Origin of the sequence: Variovorax sp. J2L1-78 (assembly GCF_030317205.1) — a bacterium.
GTDB classification, from domain to species: domain Bacteria; phylum Pseudomonadota; class Gammaproteobacteria; order Burkholderiales; family Burkholderiaceae_C; genus Variovorax; species Variovorax arabinosiphilus.
This window is the reverse complement of the sequence record NZ_JASZYB010000001.1, coordinates 2,046,089-2,061,974: the sequence shown is the minus strand read 5'-3', so window position 1 is coordinate 2,061,974 and position 15,886 is coordinate 2,046,089. Positions and strand designations below refer to the sequence as shown.

General features: G+C 69.5%; 15 protein-coding genes. 6 read left to right on the top strand and 9 right to left on the bottom strand.

All coding sequences use genetic code 11. The annotated features are described in order from the left end of the window. The first annotated feature begins 67 nt into the window (after positions 1 to 67). Entirely contained in the window at positions 68 to 742 is a 675-nt protein-coding gene (locus QTH86_RS09740) for a response regulator transcription factor (protein WP_286644878.1), read from the top strand. After that, entirely contained in the window at positions 739 to 2,088 is a 1,350-nt protein-coding gene (locus QTH86_RS09735) for a sensor histidine kinase (RefSeq protein WP_286644879.1), read from the top strand. Before QTH86_RS09740 ends, QTH86_RS09735 begins: the two co-directional genes overlap by 4 nt. Before the next feature lie 391 nt (positions 2,089 to 2,479). Here QTH86_RS09735 and QTH86_RS09730 read toward each other — a convergent pair whose 3' ends face one another. After that, positions 2,480 to 3,754: a c-type cytochrome gene (locus tag QTH86_RS09730; protein WP_444813666.1), complete on the bottom strand. Its 1,275-nt coding sequence runs from the start codon at positions 3,752 to 3,754 to the stop codon at positions 2,480 to 2,482. Between the two features lie 8 nt (positions 3,755 to 3,762). Beyond that, a complete protein-coding gene (locus QTH86_RS09725) occupies positions 3,763 to 4,461 on the bottom strand; it encodes a c-type cytochrome (protein WP_444813802.1) in 699 nt (232 codons plus the stop codon). 247 nt (positions 4,462 to 4,708) lie between these two features. Between QTH86_RS09725 and QTH86_RS09720 the strand changes: the two genes are divergently transcribed. Beyond that, positions 4,709 to 6,172, top strand: a complete 1,464-nt coding sequence (locus QTH86_RS09720) for an aminotransferase-like domain-containing protein (protein ID WP_286644882.1) — start codon at positions 4,709 to 4,711, stop codon at positions 6,170 to 6,172. Further along, positions 6,157 to 6,813 carry a DUF1345 domain-containing protein gene (locus QTH86_RS09715; RefSeq protein ID WP_286644883.1) on the top strand — a complete coding sequence of 219 codons (657 nt, stop codon included), beginning with the start codon at positions 6,157 to 6,159 and terminating at the stop codon, positions 6,811 to 6,813. Before QTH86_RS09720 ends, QTH86_RS09715 begins: the two co-directional genes overlap by 16 nt. 4 nt (positions 6,814 to 6,817) lie before the next feature. Here QTH86_RS09715 and QTH86_RS09710 read toward each other — a convergent pair whose 3' ends face one another. The 3 genes from QTH86_RS09710 to QTH86_RS09700 are packed head-to-tail and all read right to left on the bottom strand — an operon-like array spanning position 6,818 to position 9,821. Beyond that, complete coding sequence (locus QTH86_RS09710) at positions 6,818 to 7,759, bottom strand: DMT family transporter (RefSeq protein ID WP_286646728.1); 942 nt, start codon at positions 7,757 to 7,759, stop codon at positions 6,818 to 6,820. A 5-nt stretch (positions 7,760 to 7,764) separates the two neighbouring features. Further along, positions 7,765 to 8,262, bottom strand: coding sequence for a methylated-DNA--[protein]-cysteine S-methyltransferase (locus tag QTH86_RS09705; protein ID WP_286644884.1), 498 nt, complete (start codon positions 8,260 to 8,262; stop codon positions 7,765 to 7,767). Then, positions 8,259 to 9,821 (bottom strand): AlkA N-terminal domain-containing protein, encoded by a 1,563-nt coding sequence (locus tag QTH86_RS09700; RefSeq protein WP_286644885.1) that lies wholly within the window; start codon positions 9,819 to 9,821, stop codon positions 8,259 to 8,261. Before QTH86_RS09700 ends, QTH86_RS09705 begins: the two co-directional genes overlap by 4 nt. A gap of 112 nt (positions 9,822 to 9,933) precedes the next feature. Here QTH86_RS09700 and QTH86_RS09695 point away from each other — a divergent pair, with 112 nt between their 5' ends. Next, positions 9,934 to 11,316, top strand: a complete 1,383-nt coding sequence (locus QTH86_RS09695) for a phosphomannomutase/phosphoglucomutase (protein ID WP_286644886.1) — start codon at positions 9,934 to 9,936, stop codon at positions 11,314 to 11,316. A gap of 11 nt (positions 11,317 to 11,327) precedes the next feature. Next, the gene (locus tag QTH86_RS09690) at positions 11,328 to 12,716 is read left to right on the top strand and encodes a 3-deoxy-D-manno-octulosonic acid transferase (protein ID WP_286644887.1); all 1,389 of its coding nucleotides are present in this window, start codon (positions 11,328 to 11,330) and stop codon (positions 12,714 to 12,716) included. Here QTH86_RS09690 and QTH86_RS09685 read toward each other — a convergent pair whose 3' ends face one another. From QTH86_RS09685 to QTH86_RS09670, 4 genes are read right to left on the bottom strand one after another with little or no spacing between them, the layout of a single operon-like run. After that, on the bottom strand, positions 12,717 to 14,087 hold the full coding sequence (locus QTH86_RS09685) for a TolC family outer membrane protein (protein WP_286644888.1): 1,371 nt from the start codon (positions 14,085 to 14,087) through the stop codon (positions 12,717 to 12,719). It abuts the gene before it with no gap. A gap of 19 nt (positions 14,088 to 14,106) precedes the next feature. Further along, positions 14,107 to 14,445 carry a rhodanese-like domain-containing protein gene (locus tag QTH86_RS09680; protein WP_286644889.1) on the bottom strand — a complete coding sequence of 113 codons (339 nt, stop codon included), beginning with the start codon at positions 14,443 to 14,445 and terminating at the stop codon, positions 14,107 to 14,109. Continuing rightward, positions 14,445 to 15,122 carry a protein-L-isoaspartate O-methyltransferase family protein gene (locus QTH86_RS09675; protein WP_286644890.1) on the bottom strand — a complete coding sequence of 226 codons (678 nt, stop codon included), beginning with the start codon at positions 15,120 to 15,122 and terminating at the stop codon, positions 14,445 to 14,447. Before QTH86_RS09675 ends, QTH86_RS09680 begins: the two co-directional genes overlap by 1 nt. A gap of 41 nt (positions 15,123 to 15,163) precedes the next feature. Then, the gene (locus QTH86_RS09670; protein ID WP_286644891.1) at positions 15,164 to 15,841 is read right to left on the bottom strand and encodes a TetR/AcrR family transcriptional regulator; all 678 of its coding nucleotides are present in this window, start codon (positions 15,839 to 15,841) and stop codon (positions 15,164 to 15,166) included. Between the last annotated feature and the right edge of the window lie 45 nt (positions 15,842 to 15,886).

The window sequence follows — 15,886 nt, the reverse complement described above, 5'->3', positions numbered from 1 at the left end:
ACTGCCTCCGATTTGCCGGGACGGGAATCGCTAGCCAGCCTCGTTTGACCCAAGGTATGGTTCGCTTTTGAAAATCCTTGTTGTTGAAGACGATTCCGATCTCGCGCAGGCGCTGGCGTCCACCCTGCACGACCATTCGATGGTGGTGGACATCGCCTCGTCATTGCGTGAAGCCATGCATCTCGCAATCGATGCGGACCACGATATCCTCATCGTGGACCGCGGCCTGCCCGATGGGGACGGCCTTGCCCTCATTGAGTTTCTTCGAAGTTCCGGCCGGTCAACGCCAGCGCTGGTCTTGACCGCGATGGGCGAGGTAACGGAACGGGTTCGCAGCCTGGACCGTGGGGCGGATGATTACCTGGCCAAGCCGTTCTCCGTCGATGAACTGATGGCCCGGATCCGGGCTCTCGCGCGCCGCCCCGCTGTGCGTGCACAGCAGATCAGCGTCGCCGGGCGGCTGCATTTTGACCATGAATCACGCCAGTTCCAAGTCGGCGGCGAAGCGCTTGCCTTGACGCGACGCGAGCTGCTGGTGCTCGAAACCCTTCTCCTGTCGACAGGCCGTACGGTGTTTCGACAGCGACTGCTGGAGCGCATTTATGGCGATGCGGATGACATACGCTCGAACTCGTTGGACGCCCACGTGTCCAGGGTTCGATCCAAGCTGGAGCAATCGGGCGCAGGCGTGGAAATACACGCCATTCGTGGGGTCGGCTATCTGCTGAAAACCTCCGCATGAAATCCAGATCCCTGCGCTGGCGACTGGTTGGGAACCTTGTCCTCCTACAAGTTGTCGCCAGCTTGCTGGCACTTCTGGGTGTGATCGCGATCTTCGGTGCGGTCGGAAGATTCGTGGACGAAGGCGGGGAACGTACGGCGCAGATCATCGGCAGGTCGATCGAGCACACGGCCGACGGAAAGCTTGTGCTGGGAACGACCTCGGAAGTGCTGCGGCTGCTGGGTGCTGCACCGGACCTCTGGTTTGTAGTGCGCAATTCGCAGGGATACGAGTTGCGCCAGGGCGATGTCCCTCCACGCTATGTCGCGTTGCTTCGTGTCCTGGATGGCAAGGAGCGGTCGGCGTTGGATCTTGCTGAATCCGTCGGTCGGCCTGCGGCTCGTTTCGAGCGAATCGATACGGACGGAGGAACCGTCAACCTCATCGTGCAGGCTGGCGCGCCGCTGTCCCTGGCCGACAAGTTCAAATGGATAGCGACGGCCTACCTCGTACTGGTGGCTCCCACCATGCTCGTGACGGCACTGGTGGTGCTTGTAGCTACGCCATTTGTCATCCGGCGCGGATTGGCAGGAACGGTGGCTACCGCGGCCAAGGCAGAACACATCGACATCGACCGCCTTGAAACGCGCTTGCCAATGACCCAAGTGGCCGTCGAGATTCAGCCGCTGGTGGCGGCGGTCAACAGAGCCTTCGATCGGCTCGACGAGGGCTACAAGCGTCACGAAAGATTTCTGGCAGATGCGGCGCATGAGCTGCGAACTCCCATTGCGACGCTGCGCATACAGATCGAATCGCTGCCCCCCAGTACAAAGGACAAGGCGCGGCTGGTTCGGGCTACGACGCGGTTGGCGACGTTGGCTGAGCAACTGCTCGACCTTCAAAGGCTTACGCGTGCACCGCTCTCCATCGAGTCCGTCGACCTTCGGTTGCTCTGCGAGCGGGTGGTCGGTGATCTGGCCCCTCTGGCAATCATGTCGGGTTGTGCGGTTTCGGTCGATGTCTCGGAGGCCGTACGTGTCCACGCCGACGTCACTTCGATCGAGCGTGCAGTAGCGAACCTGATTCAGAATGCCATTGAACATGGTGGCGAAGGTTGCGAGATTCGAGTTCGCGTCTGCCTCCCTGCGACGATCGAGGTGGCTGATTCCGGGCCCGGTATTCCGAAGGAGCAACGCGCGCGGATTGTTGAGCCTTTCTACCGGCTTCGCGCCCGCGGGGACGGGGCCGGCCTCGGTTTGCACCTCGTTTCGGAAGTGGCCCGCATCCATCAAGGGCGGCTCGAAGTTGGGTTGTCCGACCTTGGAGGGGCGAGCATGCGCCTGGAGTTGGGCGAGCTTGGGGCCTGAGAACAACGGGCGAAGAGCAAGACTTGCGGAAGGGTGATGTCCTGGCTGGATCGGCGAGGGCCACCTGCCCTCCACACGGCGCGCAAACATGCCGCTAGATTTGTGGTTCTCGCGGATTCCAGTCACGGTCACCGGCATAGGCGCTCGCGCTGCCCACTTGACGATCGATGTGAAACTCCGGCGTGCTCCTTGAAGAAGCGGGGAAAGTGGTCGTGATCTCGGAGACATGCTCACGCATGGATGACGTTGCGCCGAACGGCCGTTGGTCGAGCACGATGTCGCCCACAGGCTTTCGGGGGCCAGTGGTCAACAGCGGGCACGCCATCGGCCGCGAGAGCACCACCAGCGACCAGGACTGCCGCCCCTCGGAGCAGTCCGAACTCGGAACGCCCTAGCGCCGCATCGTGTCCCGCGCCGTCACCGCGGGCGCATCGTTGCCCCACGCGCTGCGCACGTAGGTCAGCACGTCGGCGATCTCGTTGTCGTCGAGCACATGGCCGAAGGGCGGCATGCCGAAGGGGCGCGGGTTGCCGGTGGTCGCGGGCAGGAAGCCGCCCTGGCGCACCATCTGGATCAGGTTGACGGGCGTTTCCAGGTTCACGGCACGGTTGCCGGCCAGCGGCGGGAAGGCGCCGGGCACGCCCTGGCCCGCATCGCCGTGGCAGTAGGCGCAGCGCTGGTCATAGATGCGTGCGCCGCGTTCCAGGGCACCGGCATCGCGGCGCTGCGGCGGCGTCTCCGTCGGGGCGGGTGTGCGGTCCGGCAGCTTCTTCAGGTACACGGCCATGGCCGTCAGGTCGGCTTCGCTCAGGTGCTGGGTGCTGCGGAACACCACGTCGGCCATTGGGCCCGATACCGACGCGCCGGGTGCCGTGCCATTCTTCAGCAGCGCCACGATGTGGCGGGTCTCCCAGTCGGCCACCGAGGCTTCGCGCTTTGACGTGAGCGACGGCGCATACCAGTTCTCGCCAGCGATCAGTCCGCCCGAGAGGCCGCGCTTGTCCTGCGTCGCGCCCAGTACGTTGCGGGCGCCGTGGCAGGCGATGCAGTGGCCGAGGCCTTCGACCAGGTAGGCGCCGCGGTTCCATTCGCTCGACTGGGCATCGTCGGCGACGAAGGTGGCGGGCGCGAATGAGAGGGCGCGCCACACGGCCAGCGCGGCCTGCGTGTCATAGGGGAAGCGCAGGCGATGCGGTGTGTTCGGGGTTGCTGCGGCCGGCACGCTGCGCAGGTAGGCATAGAGCGCGTCGGAATCCTCGCGTGTGATGCGCGTGAAGCTCGGGTAGGGGAAGGCGGGGTAGAGCAGGCGGCCGTCCTTCGATCGCCCGTTGTGCATCGCGCGCCAGAAGTGCGCAGCGCTCCAGCTGCCGATGCCGTGCGCGCGGTCCGGCGTCAGGTTGCTCGCGTAGACGGTGCCGAAGGGCGTGCCGATGCCGAGGCCGCCGGCATAGGCTGCGCCGCCGCGCACGGTGTGGCAGCCCGCGCAGTTGCCGGCGAGCGCGAGGTAGCGGCCGCGCTCGATCTGCATCGGCGTGGCGGCGAAGGGCGCGTCCGCCTCCGGCGGCAGCGGGGCTTCGTCGCGCAGGTTGAGTGCGATCACCGCGGCCGCGCCGATCAGCAGCATGGCGATCAGGCCAATGAGGAGGAAGCCAAGGCGTCGACGCATCGTCATGCTCACTTCACGGCCGCCGTCGGCATCGCGCTGCAGGGCATCGGCAGCGGGCCGGGCAGTGCGGCAACGGGCTTGGCGCGATCGGGCACGGGCTGCATGGCCAGCCAGCTCGCGACGGCATTCACGTCGTCGGTCGTGAGTCGGCGGCCCACGGCCGCCATGCAGTCGGGCGCCAGCGCGTGGCGGTCGTCGGTCAACCAGGCGCCGAGCTGTGACGACAGGTACAGGCGTGGCAGCCCGACAAGCGGGGGAATGCCCGGCAGCACGCCGGTAAGCGCCGTGCCGTGACATTGCGTGCAGGCCGGGATGCCGCGTGCGGTGTCGCCCTGCAGCGCCAGCGTCTTGCCGCGCGCGAGCATCTCGGTGGGGGTATCGCTGGTGGCCGACACCGGCGGGTAGGGCAGGTCGAGCGACGCGAAGTACGTGGCCATCTCGCGCAGGTAGTCGTCCGACAGGTGCTGCACCAGATGGACCATGTCGGCGTTGAAGCGCCGGCCGTCGCGGAAGCTCAGCAACTGGTTGTAGAGATAGCCGGCCGGCTTGCCCGCCAGCCGCGGAAAGAAGGCGGCGTTGCCACTCGCGCCTTCGCGGCCGTGGCAGGCGATGCAGGCAGCCACGCGCGGCGCGATGTCGCCTGGTGCATCTGTCGGCGCGAGCTCTGCTGAGCCCGCGAGCGACGACAGCGCGCAGAACGCCAGCATCCCCACGCCGCGCAGCAGGCGGCGGCCGATGAGGGCGGAGGGCAGGAGGCGACGCAGAGGGCTCAAGGCGGGCAAGCTTGGTGGGGACATCTGCCGCCGTTCGTGGGCGGTGGTCTGGAGGACATTCTCCGCTTCGCGGTGCCCCCGGGTACAGCATCAGTTGTGCCGTGTTCGACCCGAGCAGTTGGGTGGCACGGAGACAATGCGGCGGGCAGGCCCCCCAGGGGCCGCGGAAAGAGCAAGACCGATGAAGCGCTACGAGGCCCTGGCGGCCGATGTCGAGGAGTCCATCCGCACCGGTGTGTTGCGCCCCGGCGACCGCGTGCCGTCGGTGCGCCACACCAGCGCCAGCCGCGGCGTCAGCGCGTCGACCGTGTTCCAGGCCTACTACCTGCTCGAGGCGCGTGGCCTGATCCGTGCCCGCGAGCGATCAGGCTACTACGTGGCCGGTCTCGGCGATGCCGCCGCCCGCCTGCCGCCCGAGCCCGACCTGAGCTCGCAGCCGGCCGATGCGTCGATCGCCGTCGACGTGAGCGATCGCGTGTTCGAGATCCTCGACGCCAGCAAGACGCGCGAGGTCGTGCCGCTCGGCTCGGCCTTTCCCAGCCCGTTGCTGTTTCCGCTGGCGCGCCTCGGCCAGTCGCTGGCGGCGAGCGCGAAATCGCTCGACCCCTGGAGCACGGTGGCCGACCTGACCCCCGGCAATGTGGACCTGCGCCGCCAGATCGCGCAGCGCTACCTGGCCGATGGCCTGCAGGTGCACACCGACGACATCGTCATCACCGACGGTGCGTTGGAGGCGCTCAACCTCTGCCTGGGCGCGGTGACGCGGCCGGGCGATTCGGTCATTGTCGAATCACCGACGTTCTATGGGGCGCTGCAGGCCCTGGAGCGCCTGGGCCTGCAGGCCATCGAGGTGCCCACGCATCCGCGCGAGGGTGTTGACCTGGCGGCGCTGGCGCATGCGATCGAGCGGCATGCGCCGGCCGCGTGCTGGCTCATGACCACCTTCCAGAACCCGCTCGGCAGCCTGATGCCGGCGCCGAAGAAGCAGGCGCTGGTCGCCCTGCTGGCGCAGCACGGCATTCCGCTCATCGAAGACGACGTCTATGCCGAGCTGTACTTCGGCGACAAGCGGCCGTTGCCGGCCAAGGCCTTCGACACGCAGGGGCTCGTGATGCACTGTTCGTCGTTCTCGAAGTGCCTGGCGCCGGGCTACCGCATCGGCTGGGCGGTGCCGGGCCGCTATGCCAAGGCGGTGGCCCGATCGAAGCTGACCAGCACGCTCGGCGCCTCCGCCCCGGTGCAGGCGGCCCTGGCGCACTACCTCGAGCGCGGTGGCTTCGACAAACACCTGCGTCGGCTGCGGCTCACATTGGCGGACCATCAGGCGCAGATGGTGCAGGCGGTGGCACGGCATTTCCCGGCGGGCACGCGCGCCACGCGGCCGGCGGGCGGCTATTTCCTCTGGGTCGAGCTGCCCGAACACGTCGAGGCGCTGGCCCTGCACCGCGCGGCGCTCGCGCATGGCATCAGCGTGGCGCCGGGTCCGATCTTCTCGGCCAGCCAGGCCTTCACGAACTGCGTACGCCTCAACTACGGCCACGCCTGGGACGATCGCACCGAAGCGGCCATCGCCACGCTCGGGCGCCTGGCCGGCGGTGCGGGCTGGGGCGCCGGCACTACAGTCGCCCCATGCACAAATACCTGACGGAAGCCGCCGGCTTGCAGCGGCTCGGCTACGGCGCCATCGCCGGCGTGGCCTTCTGGCTCGTGCCGTGGCCGCTGAGCGGCATCGCACGCGGCCTCGCCGCGTGGAGCTTCGGCACCGCCGTGTACCTGGCGCTGGCGTGGTGGCTGGCGCAGGCTTTCGACGCCCAGCGCACCCGGGCGCGTTCGCAGTCGCTCGACCAGCCGAACGTGCTGATCCTCGTCGTGATGCTCACGGCGGTCGGCGTCTGCGTCGCGGCGATCACGATGCTGCTCCAGCAGGTCAAGGGCCTGGCGGGCGCCGAGCGCGCCGGCCACATCGCGCTCGGGGGGCTGGCGCTCGCGACCTCGTGGCTGCTGATCCACACGATCTACGCCTTCCACTACGCGCACCGCTACTACCAGACCGAGCTGCAGAAGACGGTGGCCGGGCCAGGCCTCGACTTCCCCGGCGCGCTCGACCCGGACTACTTCGACTTCCTCTACTTTTCCTTCGTGATCGGCATGACCTCGCAGGTGTCCGACGTGCAGGTCACGTCGCGCGACATGCGGCGCATCACGCTCGTGCACGGCGTGCTGGCCTTCGCCTTCAACATGCTCGTGCTGGCGCTGTCGATCAACGTGGTGGCCGGCGCCATGTGAGCCGTCAAGCGCGGGCGTCCTTCTGCGCGCCGAGCTTCACGAGGCCCGTCGACAGCGCCACGCCGCAGACGATGACGGCCGCGCAGCCGAGCATCCACGCGGTCACGTGTTCGCCGAGGAACACGGCGCCGTAAAACACCGCGAAGACGGGCACCAGGAAGGTCACGGTCAGCGCACGCGCCGGGCCGGCGCGCTCGATCAGCCGGAAGAACAGGATGTACGCCAGGCCGGTGCAGGCCACGCCGAGGGCGAGCAGCGCCAGCCATGCGCGCAGGCTCGGTATCTGCGCCGGCCAGAACCACAGCGCGGGCAGCGCGAGGAACAGCGTCGCGCCGAGCTGGCTGCCCGCGGCGGTGGCCAGCGGCGGCACGCCACCGAGATGGCGTCGCGTCGCGCTCGCGGCCACGCCGTAGCACAGGCATGCTGCCAGGCAGGCCAACACCGCCCACAGGGCCGCGTGGTCGCCGGTGGCGCCGGCATGCAGGCCGGCGCTGCGGCTCGCCAGCAGCGCGACGCCTGCGAAGCCGATCACCAGGCCCAGCATGCGCGAGCCGCTGGGCCGCTCGCGAAACCAGGCCCAGGCGATCAGGGCGCCGAACATCGGCACGGTCGCGTTGATCACCGCGGCCAGGCCGGTGTTGATGGTGAGCAGTGCGAAACAGAAGAAGGCGAAGGGCAGGCCCGAGTTCAGCACGCCGATGAGCAGCGTCGGCTTCCAGTGCTGCGCCAGCGCCGCCCCGTGGCCGCGCAGCAGCATCAGCGGCAACAGGAAGACCGCGGCGATGCCCACCCGCAGGGCGGCCGCGGGCAGCGCGCCGAACTCCGGCGCGGCGATCCGCATGAAGAGGAAGGACGCGCCCCACAGCGCGCCGAGCAGGACGAGGTCGAGCAGCCAGGGCTTCGGCCTGGCCGCGATGGCGCTTGCAGCGCCCTGCGGATGGTTCACGCTGCTCACAAAGCACCTTCCAGGGCGAGCAGCGCGGTCTTGCGGTCGAGCCCGCCCGCGTAGCCGGTGAGCGAGCCATCGGCACCGAGCACGCGGTGGCACGGCACGATCACGCTGATCGGGTTGCGCCCGACCGCGGCGCCCACGGCGCGCACCGCCGCGGGCTTGCCCACGCGTTGGCTCAGCGCGCCGTAGCTGGTCGTCGCGCCGGCGGGAATCGCCAGCAGCGCCTGCCACACGGCTTGTTGAAAGGCGGTGCCGTGCGACAGGTCGAGCGGCAGCTCGAAGTGCTCGCGCGTGCCGGCGAAGTAGTCGCGCAGTTGCGCCGCGGCGGCCAGCAGCACGGGGTGCGTGTCGTCGGCCTGCCAGCCGCGCATGTCCGGCAGGTGGCGTTGCAGGTCGAACCACAGGCCGGCGAGGCCGTCGTCGGTGGCGGCGAGCGTGACGCCGCCGAGGGGGCTGTCGACGTGCAGCGTGCGGAGCACGGAGGTCTTGAATTTCATGGGGTGTTCCTTGTCTCCCTGATGTCGGTGTCGGTGTCGGTGGTCGATGCCGCCACGGGCGGCGTGTGCCAGGCCCGCAGCACCGCATAGCTGCGCCAGGGGCGCCATGCCTGCGAGACCTCGGCGGCGGCGCGGGCCGAACCCACGCCCAACGCTTTCTGCAGGGCGATGTCGCCCGACGGGAAGGCGTCGGGCCAGCGCATCGCACGCATCGCGATGTACTGCGCGGTCCAGTCGCCGATGCCGGACAGCGCCTGCAGCGCGGCCAGCGTGGCCGGCACGTCGGCGCCGGCGTGCAGCGCCAGCCGGCCCGAGGTGACCTCGTTGGCCAGCGCCCGCAAGGCGGCCTGGCGCTGCCGCACGATGCCGAGCTGGCCGAGGGCGTCGCCGCTCGCGGCGGCGATGGCGGCCGGCGTCGGGAAAAGGCGATCGAGGCCCGCGACCGGCGTGTCGATCGCCTCGCCGAAGGCGGCCACCAGGCGCGAGCCCATGGTGCGCGCCGCGGCCACGGTGATCTGCTGGCCCAGCACCGCGCGTACCGCCAGCTCGAAGCCGTCGACGGTGCCCGGCACGCGCAGGCCGTCGCCGTGGGGGAAGGTGTCGTGCAGCAGCGCGTTGATGGCCATCGGCTCGGCGTCGAGGTCGAGCATCGCGCGCACCCGGCTGATGACGACCGGCAGCACCGGCGCGAGCGAATCGCTCACCGACAGGTGCAGGCGCTCGCGGGCCAGGTCGAAGCGCATCTGCAGCCAGCCGGCGTGGGTGCGGCCGATGTGCTGCAGGCGCAGCGTGCGCGCGAAGCGCTGCCCGCCGCCATCGAAGGCCTCCACGCCCTGCAGCGCGCGGCGCGCGAAGAAAGCCAGCACCGCGTCCACGTCGTAGGGGGGGCGGAAGCCCAGCCGCACCTCGATCGCGCGGCCACCGCGTTCTTCATCCGCGCCACCGGCCCGCCGCAGCGCGATGGGGTTGAGCCCGTAGTGCGAGACGAAGGCCGCGTTGAAGCGGCGCACGCTCGCGAAGCCGCTGGCCAGCGCGACCTGCGCCATCGGCAGCGTGGTGTCGGCAATGAGCTGCTTGGCCGCGAGCAGCCGCCGCGTCTGCAGGTACTGCAATGGCGAGACGCCGAACTGGGCCTCGAAGATGCGGCGCAGGTGGCGGTCGCTCACGCCGAGCCGGGCGGCGATCTGCGCGGCGCCGGGGCCCTCGTCGCTCCACGCGTCGGGCTCGTCGATGAGGCGGGCCGCCTGCAGCGCGAGGATGCGCGACGCGTCCTCGGTCGACCAGCTCACGGCGCGCGGCGCCAGCTCCGGCCGGCAGCGCAGGCAGGGCCGAAAGCCCTCGGCCTCGGCCTGCGCGGCATGGCGGAAGAAGCGGCAGTTCTCGCGCCGCGGCAGCTTCACGCGGCAGACCGGGCGGCAGTAGATGCCGGTGGAGGTCACGGCGGTGAAGAAGCGGCCGTCGAAGCGGGCGTCGTGCGTCTTCATCGCGAGGTAGCAGGCATCGCTCTCCAGCCCGGTGCCCGCGGGGCTGCTGTCGAGGGAGAGGCGGGGCGAGGTCATGCGATCGATCATACGTTTCGGGCCGCGCGACATTAGCCATTTCCGGACATCTGGCCGTTGGAGGCCATGCCTACAATGCGGAACCGTTTTTGAGAACTTTCAGGGCACAGCCATGCAACTCAGCGCATCGATCTTCAAGGCCTACGACATCCGGGGCATCGTGCCCAGCACGCTCGACCCGGCCGTGGCCGAAGCGCTCGGCAAGGCCTTCGGCAGCGCGGCGCGCGCAGCCGGCGAGAAGTCCGTGGCCGTGGGCCGCGACGGACGCCTGTCGGGCCCGTCGCTGGTCGAGGCGCTGATCCGCGGCCTGGTGGCCACGGGCATCGAGGTGATCGACGTCGGTGCGGTGACCACGCCCATGCTGTACTTCGCGGCGCACACCCTGGCCACCAGCGGCATCCAGGTCACGGGCAGCCACAACCCGAAGGACTACAACGGCTTCAAGATGGTGCTGGCCGGCCGTGCGATCTACGGCGACGAGATCCAGGGTCTGCGCCGCGTGATGGAAGCCGACAGCGCCACGCTCGCCCCCGGCGGCAGCGTACGCCAGGTCGACGTGACCGAGGCCTACACGCAGCGCATCGTCGGCGACATCAAGCTGGCGCGCCCGCTGAAGATCGTGGTCGATTCGGGCAACGGCATCGCCGGCGCGTCGGCCCCGGCCATCCTGCGCGCCATCGGCTGCGAAGTGACCGAACTCTTCAGCGAAGTCGACGGCAATTTCCCCAACCACCATCCCGACCCGAGCAAGCCCGAGAACCTCAAGGACCTGATCGCCGCGCTGGCGGCCGGCGACGCCGAACTCGGCCTGGCCTTCGACGGCGACGGCGACCGCCTGGGCATCGTGACCAAGGAAGGCAACAACATCTACCCCGATCGCCAGATGATGCTGTTCGCGCAGGACGTGCTCTCGCGCGTGCCGGGTGGCACCATCGTCTACGACGTGAAGTGCTCGCAGCGCCTCGGCCCGGCCATCGAAGCCGCCGGCGGCGTGCCGCTGATCTACAAGACCGGCCACTCGCTGATCAAGGCGAAGATGAAGGAAATCGACTCGCCGCTGGGTGGCGAGATGAGTGGCCACATCTTCTTCAAGGAGCGCTGGTTCGGCTTCGACGACGGCACCTACGCCGGCTGCCGCCTGCTCGAAATTCTCAGCAAGAGCCCCAACGCCAGCGCCGTGCTCGATGGCCTGCCCACCAGCTTCTCGACCCCCGAACTCAACGTGAAGTGCGCCGAGGGCGAGCCGCACACGCTGGTCGACCAGCTCATCAAGACGGTGAAGTTCGACGCGCCCGCGAAGATCTCGACCATCGATGGCGTGCGTGTCGACTGGCCCGACGGCTTCGGCCTGATCCGCGCGTCGAACACCACGCCGGTGCTCGTGATGCGCTTCGAAGGCCAGACCGAGGCGGCGCTGCACCGCATCCAGGACGCCATGCTGGCCCTGCTGAAGACCGTCAAGCCCGACGCGCAGCTCGCCGAAGCGGCGCACTGACCCGGCCCGGCGTGCGTTCGCTGTCGCTGCGCCTCTACGGCGCGTTCACGTCCCTGGTCCAGCCGCTGGTGCGGCGCAAGCTCAAGCGGCGCGCCGAGGCTGAGCCCGGCTATGCGGTCGCCGTCGAGGAGCGCTTCGGCCATTACGACGACGCGGCTGTCGGCACCGGCTGGTGCTGGGTGCACGCGGTGTCGCTGGGCGAATCGCGCGCGGCCGGCATCCTCATCGCCGAGCTGCGGCGCCAGCACCCGGGCATTCCGATCCTGCTGACGCATGGCACGGCGACCGGCCGGGAGGAGGGCGCCAAGCTGCTCGAGCCGAGCGACCTGCAGGTCTGGCAGCCCTGGGACACGCCGTCGGCCGTGGCCCGCTTCCTCGACCGCTTCGCGCCGCGCATCGGCGTGCTGATGGAGACCGAGGTCTGGCCCGAGATGGTCGCCGCCTGCCGCGAGCGCCGCATCCCGCTGGTGCTGGCCAATGCGCGGCTCAACGAGAAGTCGCTGGCTTCGGCCGAGCGCCTCGGCTGGCTGGCGCGGCCCGCGTACTCCGGCCTCACCGCCGTCTGGGCGCAGACCGAAGCCGATGCGCACCGGCTGGTGTCGCTGGGCGCCAAGGTGGCCGGCGTCTACGGCAACCTGAAGTTCGATGCGACGCCCGACGCGCGTCAGCTCGCGGCCGCCGCCAAGTTCAAAGGCCAGCTGCCGCGCCCGCTGGTCGTGCTGGCGAGCTCGCGCGAGGGCGAAGAGCAGATGCTGCTGGACGTGCTCAAGCGCTTCGGCGCCACCAGCCCGCTGCCGCCGGAGCAGCCGGGCATCGACTCCATCGCGCGCCAGGTCGCGGCGGTGCAGTGGATGGTCGTGCCACGCCATCCGCAGCGCTTCGACGAAGTGGCCGCGCTGATCGAATCCAATGGCTTCGGCGTGGCCCGCCGCAGCGCGGCCGGTGCGCCGACCGCGGCCGAGATCTGGCTGGGCGATTCGCTCGGGGAGATGGCGCTGTACTACGGGCTGGCCGACGTGGCCTTGCTGGGCGGCAGCTTCGAGGCGCTGGGCGGCCAGAACCTGATCGAGGCCGCCGCCTGCGGCTGCCCGGTCATCCTCGGCCCCTCGACCTTCAATTTCGCCGAGGTCGCGGACCTGGCGGTCGCGGCCGGTGCCGCGCTGCGTGTGCAGACCATGGAGCAGGCGGTGCGCGCCGCGCTGTCGCTGGTCGGCGATGCGGTGCGGCGTGACGCCATGGTGCAGTCGGCGCACGGTTTCGCGGCGTCGAACCGCGGGGCCGCCGAACGCACGGCAGCAGCGGTGCTGGCCATCGCCGAAGGCGCCTCGCCGATGCCTGCACGTACAGCGGCATCGCCCGCCGTCGCGCCCGAAGAGCGGGCCGAACCCACCCTCGACTGATCAGCGCATTGGCGCGGGCGTGCTGCTCAGCGTGGCGTTGACCGGCTGCAGGTCGGTCGGCACCAGCGTGCCGTTGGCCTGGCGCAGCTTCAGGTGGCCCAGCAGCACGTTGTAGCGCGCCAGCGCCAGGTCGCGCTTGGTCTGGAACAGCTGGCTCTGCGCGTTGAGCACGTCGATGTTGATGCGCACACCCACCTGGTAGCCGAGCTGGTTGGCCTCGAGCGCGCTCTGGCTCGACGCCTCGGCGGCTTCGAGCGCCTTCACCTGACCTGCACCGGAGATCAGCCCGAGGTACGCGGCGCGCGTGGCCTGGGTCACGCTGCGGCGCGTCGACTCGAGCGTGGCGCGCGACTGCTCTTCGAGCGACAACGTTTCGCGGATCCGGTTCTCGGTGGCGAAGCCGGCGAAGAGCGGCATGTTGAACACCACCCCGATGCTCGGGCCCCGGGCGTAGGTGCCGACGGTCGTCGTGGCATTGCCCTGCGGATAGCGCGTGAGGTTGTAGCCCACCTGCGCATCGAGGGTCGGCTTGTGGCCGGCCTCGGCCTTCTGCACCTCGAGCCCCGCCACGTCGAGGCCGAGTTGGGCCTGGCGGATCGCTGGATGCACGGCGTCGGCCTGTGCCACCCAGGCGCTCATGTCGGCCGGTGACGGTGCGGGCAGCGTGGCGCTGGTGGCCAGCGGCAGCGGCGCGCTGCCGGTGCGACCCGCCAGCTGGTCGAGCGCGAGGCGCTTGACCTGCAGGTCGTTCTCGGCGCTGATCTCCTGCGCCACCACCAGGTCGTAGCGCGCCTGCGCCTCGCGCGAATCGGTGATGGTCGAGGTGCCGACCTCGAAGTTGCGCTTGGCGAAGGCGAGCTGTTCGGCCACGGCGGTCTTCTGCGCGCGCACCAGCGCCAGGGTGTCCTGCGCACCGAGCACATCGAAGTACGCCTGGCTCACGCGCACGATCAGATCCTGCTCGGCGGTGGTGAGCACGGTCTCGGCGATCTCGGCCTGGCGCTTGCCCTGTTCGTAGGCGGCCCAGGCGGCGGGCCGGTACAGCGGCTGCGTGGCGTTGACGCCCACCGTCTGCGTGGTGAAGTCGCGCGGACCCGAGGAGGAGGGCGCGCCCGAGATCACGTCGATGTCGAGGTTGGTGCGCGACAGGTTGCCCTGCAGCCCCACCTGCGGCAGCACGCCCGCCTTGGCCTGCGCTGCCCGTGCCAGGCTCGCGTCGTACTGCGCGCGCGCGCCCTGGTAGGTGGCATCGTAGTCGCGCGCCGATTCGTAGAGCGTGAGCAGGCTCTGGGCGTGGGCGCTCGTCAGGCATGCGGCTGCGAGTGCGGCTGCCCCCGCGGCTGAAAAAGGGAGAAGCCGGGGCAGGGGCATGCGGTCCTTGGGGAGAAGCTCAGTAGCGTGGCACGCCGGCGTCGCGGCTGGCGGACCAGGCGTCGATGCCGCCGGCCACGTTCGCCACCTCGCCGAAGCCGTTCTGGCTCAGGAAGGCCGCGACGCGCTGGCTGCGCGCGCCGTGGTGGCACAGGCAGGCGATGCGCGCAGCCGGGTCGAGTTCGGCCAGGCGGCCGGGAATCTCGTTCATCGGGATGGCGACCAGCGTGAAGCCCTGCGGCGCGACGCTGGCCGTCTGCAGTTCCCAGGGCTCGCGCACGTCGAGCAGCACGGGTGCGGCGGCGCTGTCCTGGGCGAACCAGGCGTCCAGATCGGTGGGGCGGACCTGGTCGACCATCAGAAGCGGAACGGCGAAGGTTCGGGGAAGTTCAAGAGGCGCGGCGCGATGGTGTCCCAGGGCTGCGTGGTTTCCCACTTGCCTTCGCTCACGCGGGTCACGAAGTGGGCGCGCATCATCGGCTCGCCGCCGACGATGGCGACCAGCCGGCCGCCGATGTTCAGCGAGCCCATCAGGTTCTGCGGCACGCGGGCCACCGAGCCGCTGAGCACGATCACGTCGAAGGTCGGGCCGCTCGGCAGCGGCTTGGCGCCATCGGCATGGCGCACCTCGACGTTGTTCACGCCGTTGCGGCGTAGCGTCTCGGTGGCACGTGCGGCCAGCGTGGCGTCGATCTCCAGCGTCAGCACCTTGGCCGCGCGGTGGGCCAGCAGGGCGGCCATGAAGCCCGAACCCGTGCCGATCTCCAGCACCGACTCGTGCTTCTGCACGTGCAGGTCGTTCAGCATGCGCGCTTCGATCTTCGGCGCCAGCATGGTCTGGCCTGGCTCGGTGCCGTCGGCCAGCGGCAGTTCCATGTCGAAGAAGGCCAGGGCACGGTGCGCGGCTGGGACGTAGTCTTCGCGATGGATCTCGGCCAGCAGCGCGAGCACCTGCGGATCGTGCACGTCCCAGGGGCGGATCTGCTGCTCGATCATGTTGAAGCGCAGGCGCTCCTGCGAAGCGGGGGTGTTCATGGCTTTCTCTTTTCCTGGTGGGCTCGGGCAAACCCACGATTTTAGGTGGCGTGCGGCAACGCCGTCGGTGGGAGGGACAGGCCGCGGATGACGATCTCGGTCTGCGTCGCGACGTATTGCAGCGGATCGAGTGCGATGTCGTGGTCGACACAGGTCGCGCTGTGGCGTGCCAAAAACAGGAAGACCATCGGCGCGATCACGGCATAGATGGCGTGGTCGACGTCGACCGGCAGGAATTCGCCGCTGTCGATGCCGCGCCGCAGGATGCGTCGTATCAGTGCGTTCCCGGGGCGAACCACCTCGCGCTGGTAGAAGCTGGCCAGTTCGGGGAAGTTGTTGCCTTCGCTGAGCATCAGCTTGGTCAGGCCGGACACCGGGGTGGCGCCCACGCGTTCCCACCACACCTTGGTGCAGTGGCGCAACATGTCGGCGGTGCTGCCCTCGAAGGCCTCGAATTCCTCGTTCCATTCCGGAAAGCGGCCGGCGAGGTTCTCGGTGATCACGGCCCGCAGCAGGTCTTCCTTGCTCTGGAAGTAGAGGAAGAGGGTGCCCTTGGACACGCCGGCCCGGGCAGCCACCTCCTCGGAGCGCGTCGCGGCGAAGCCTTTCTCGACGAACAGCTCGAGCGCGGCCTGGATCAGTTCGCCGGGACGTGCCTCCTTCCGGCGTTCCCGCTTGGCGCGGACCGGGCAGAGCTTGTCGTTGAAGAGGCGGGGCATGGGCGTTAATGACTGACGGGTTAGTAATGTAGTGACCGGTATCCG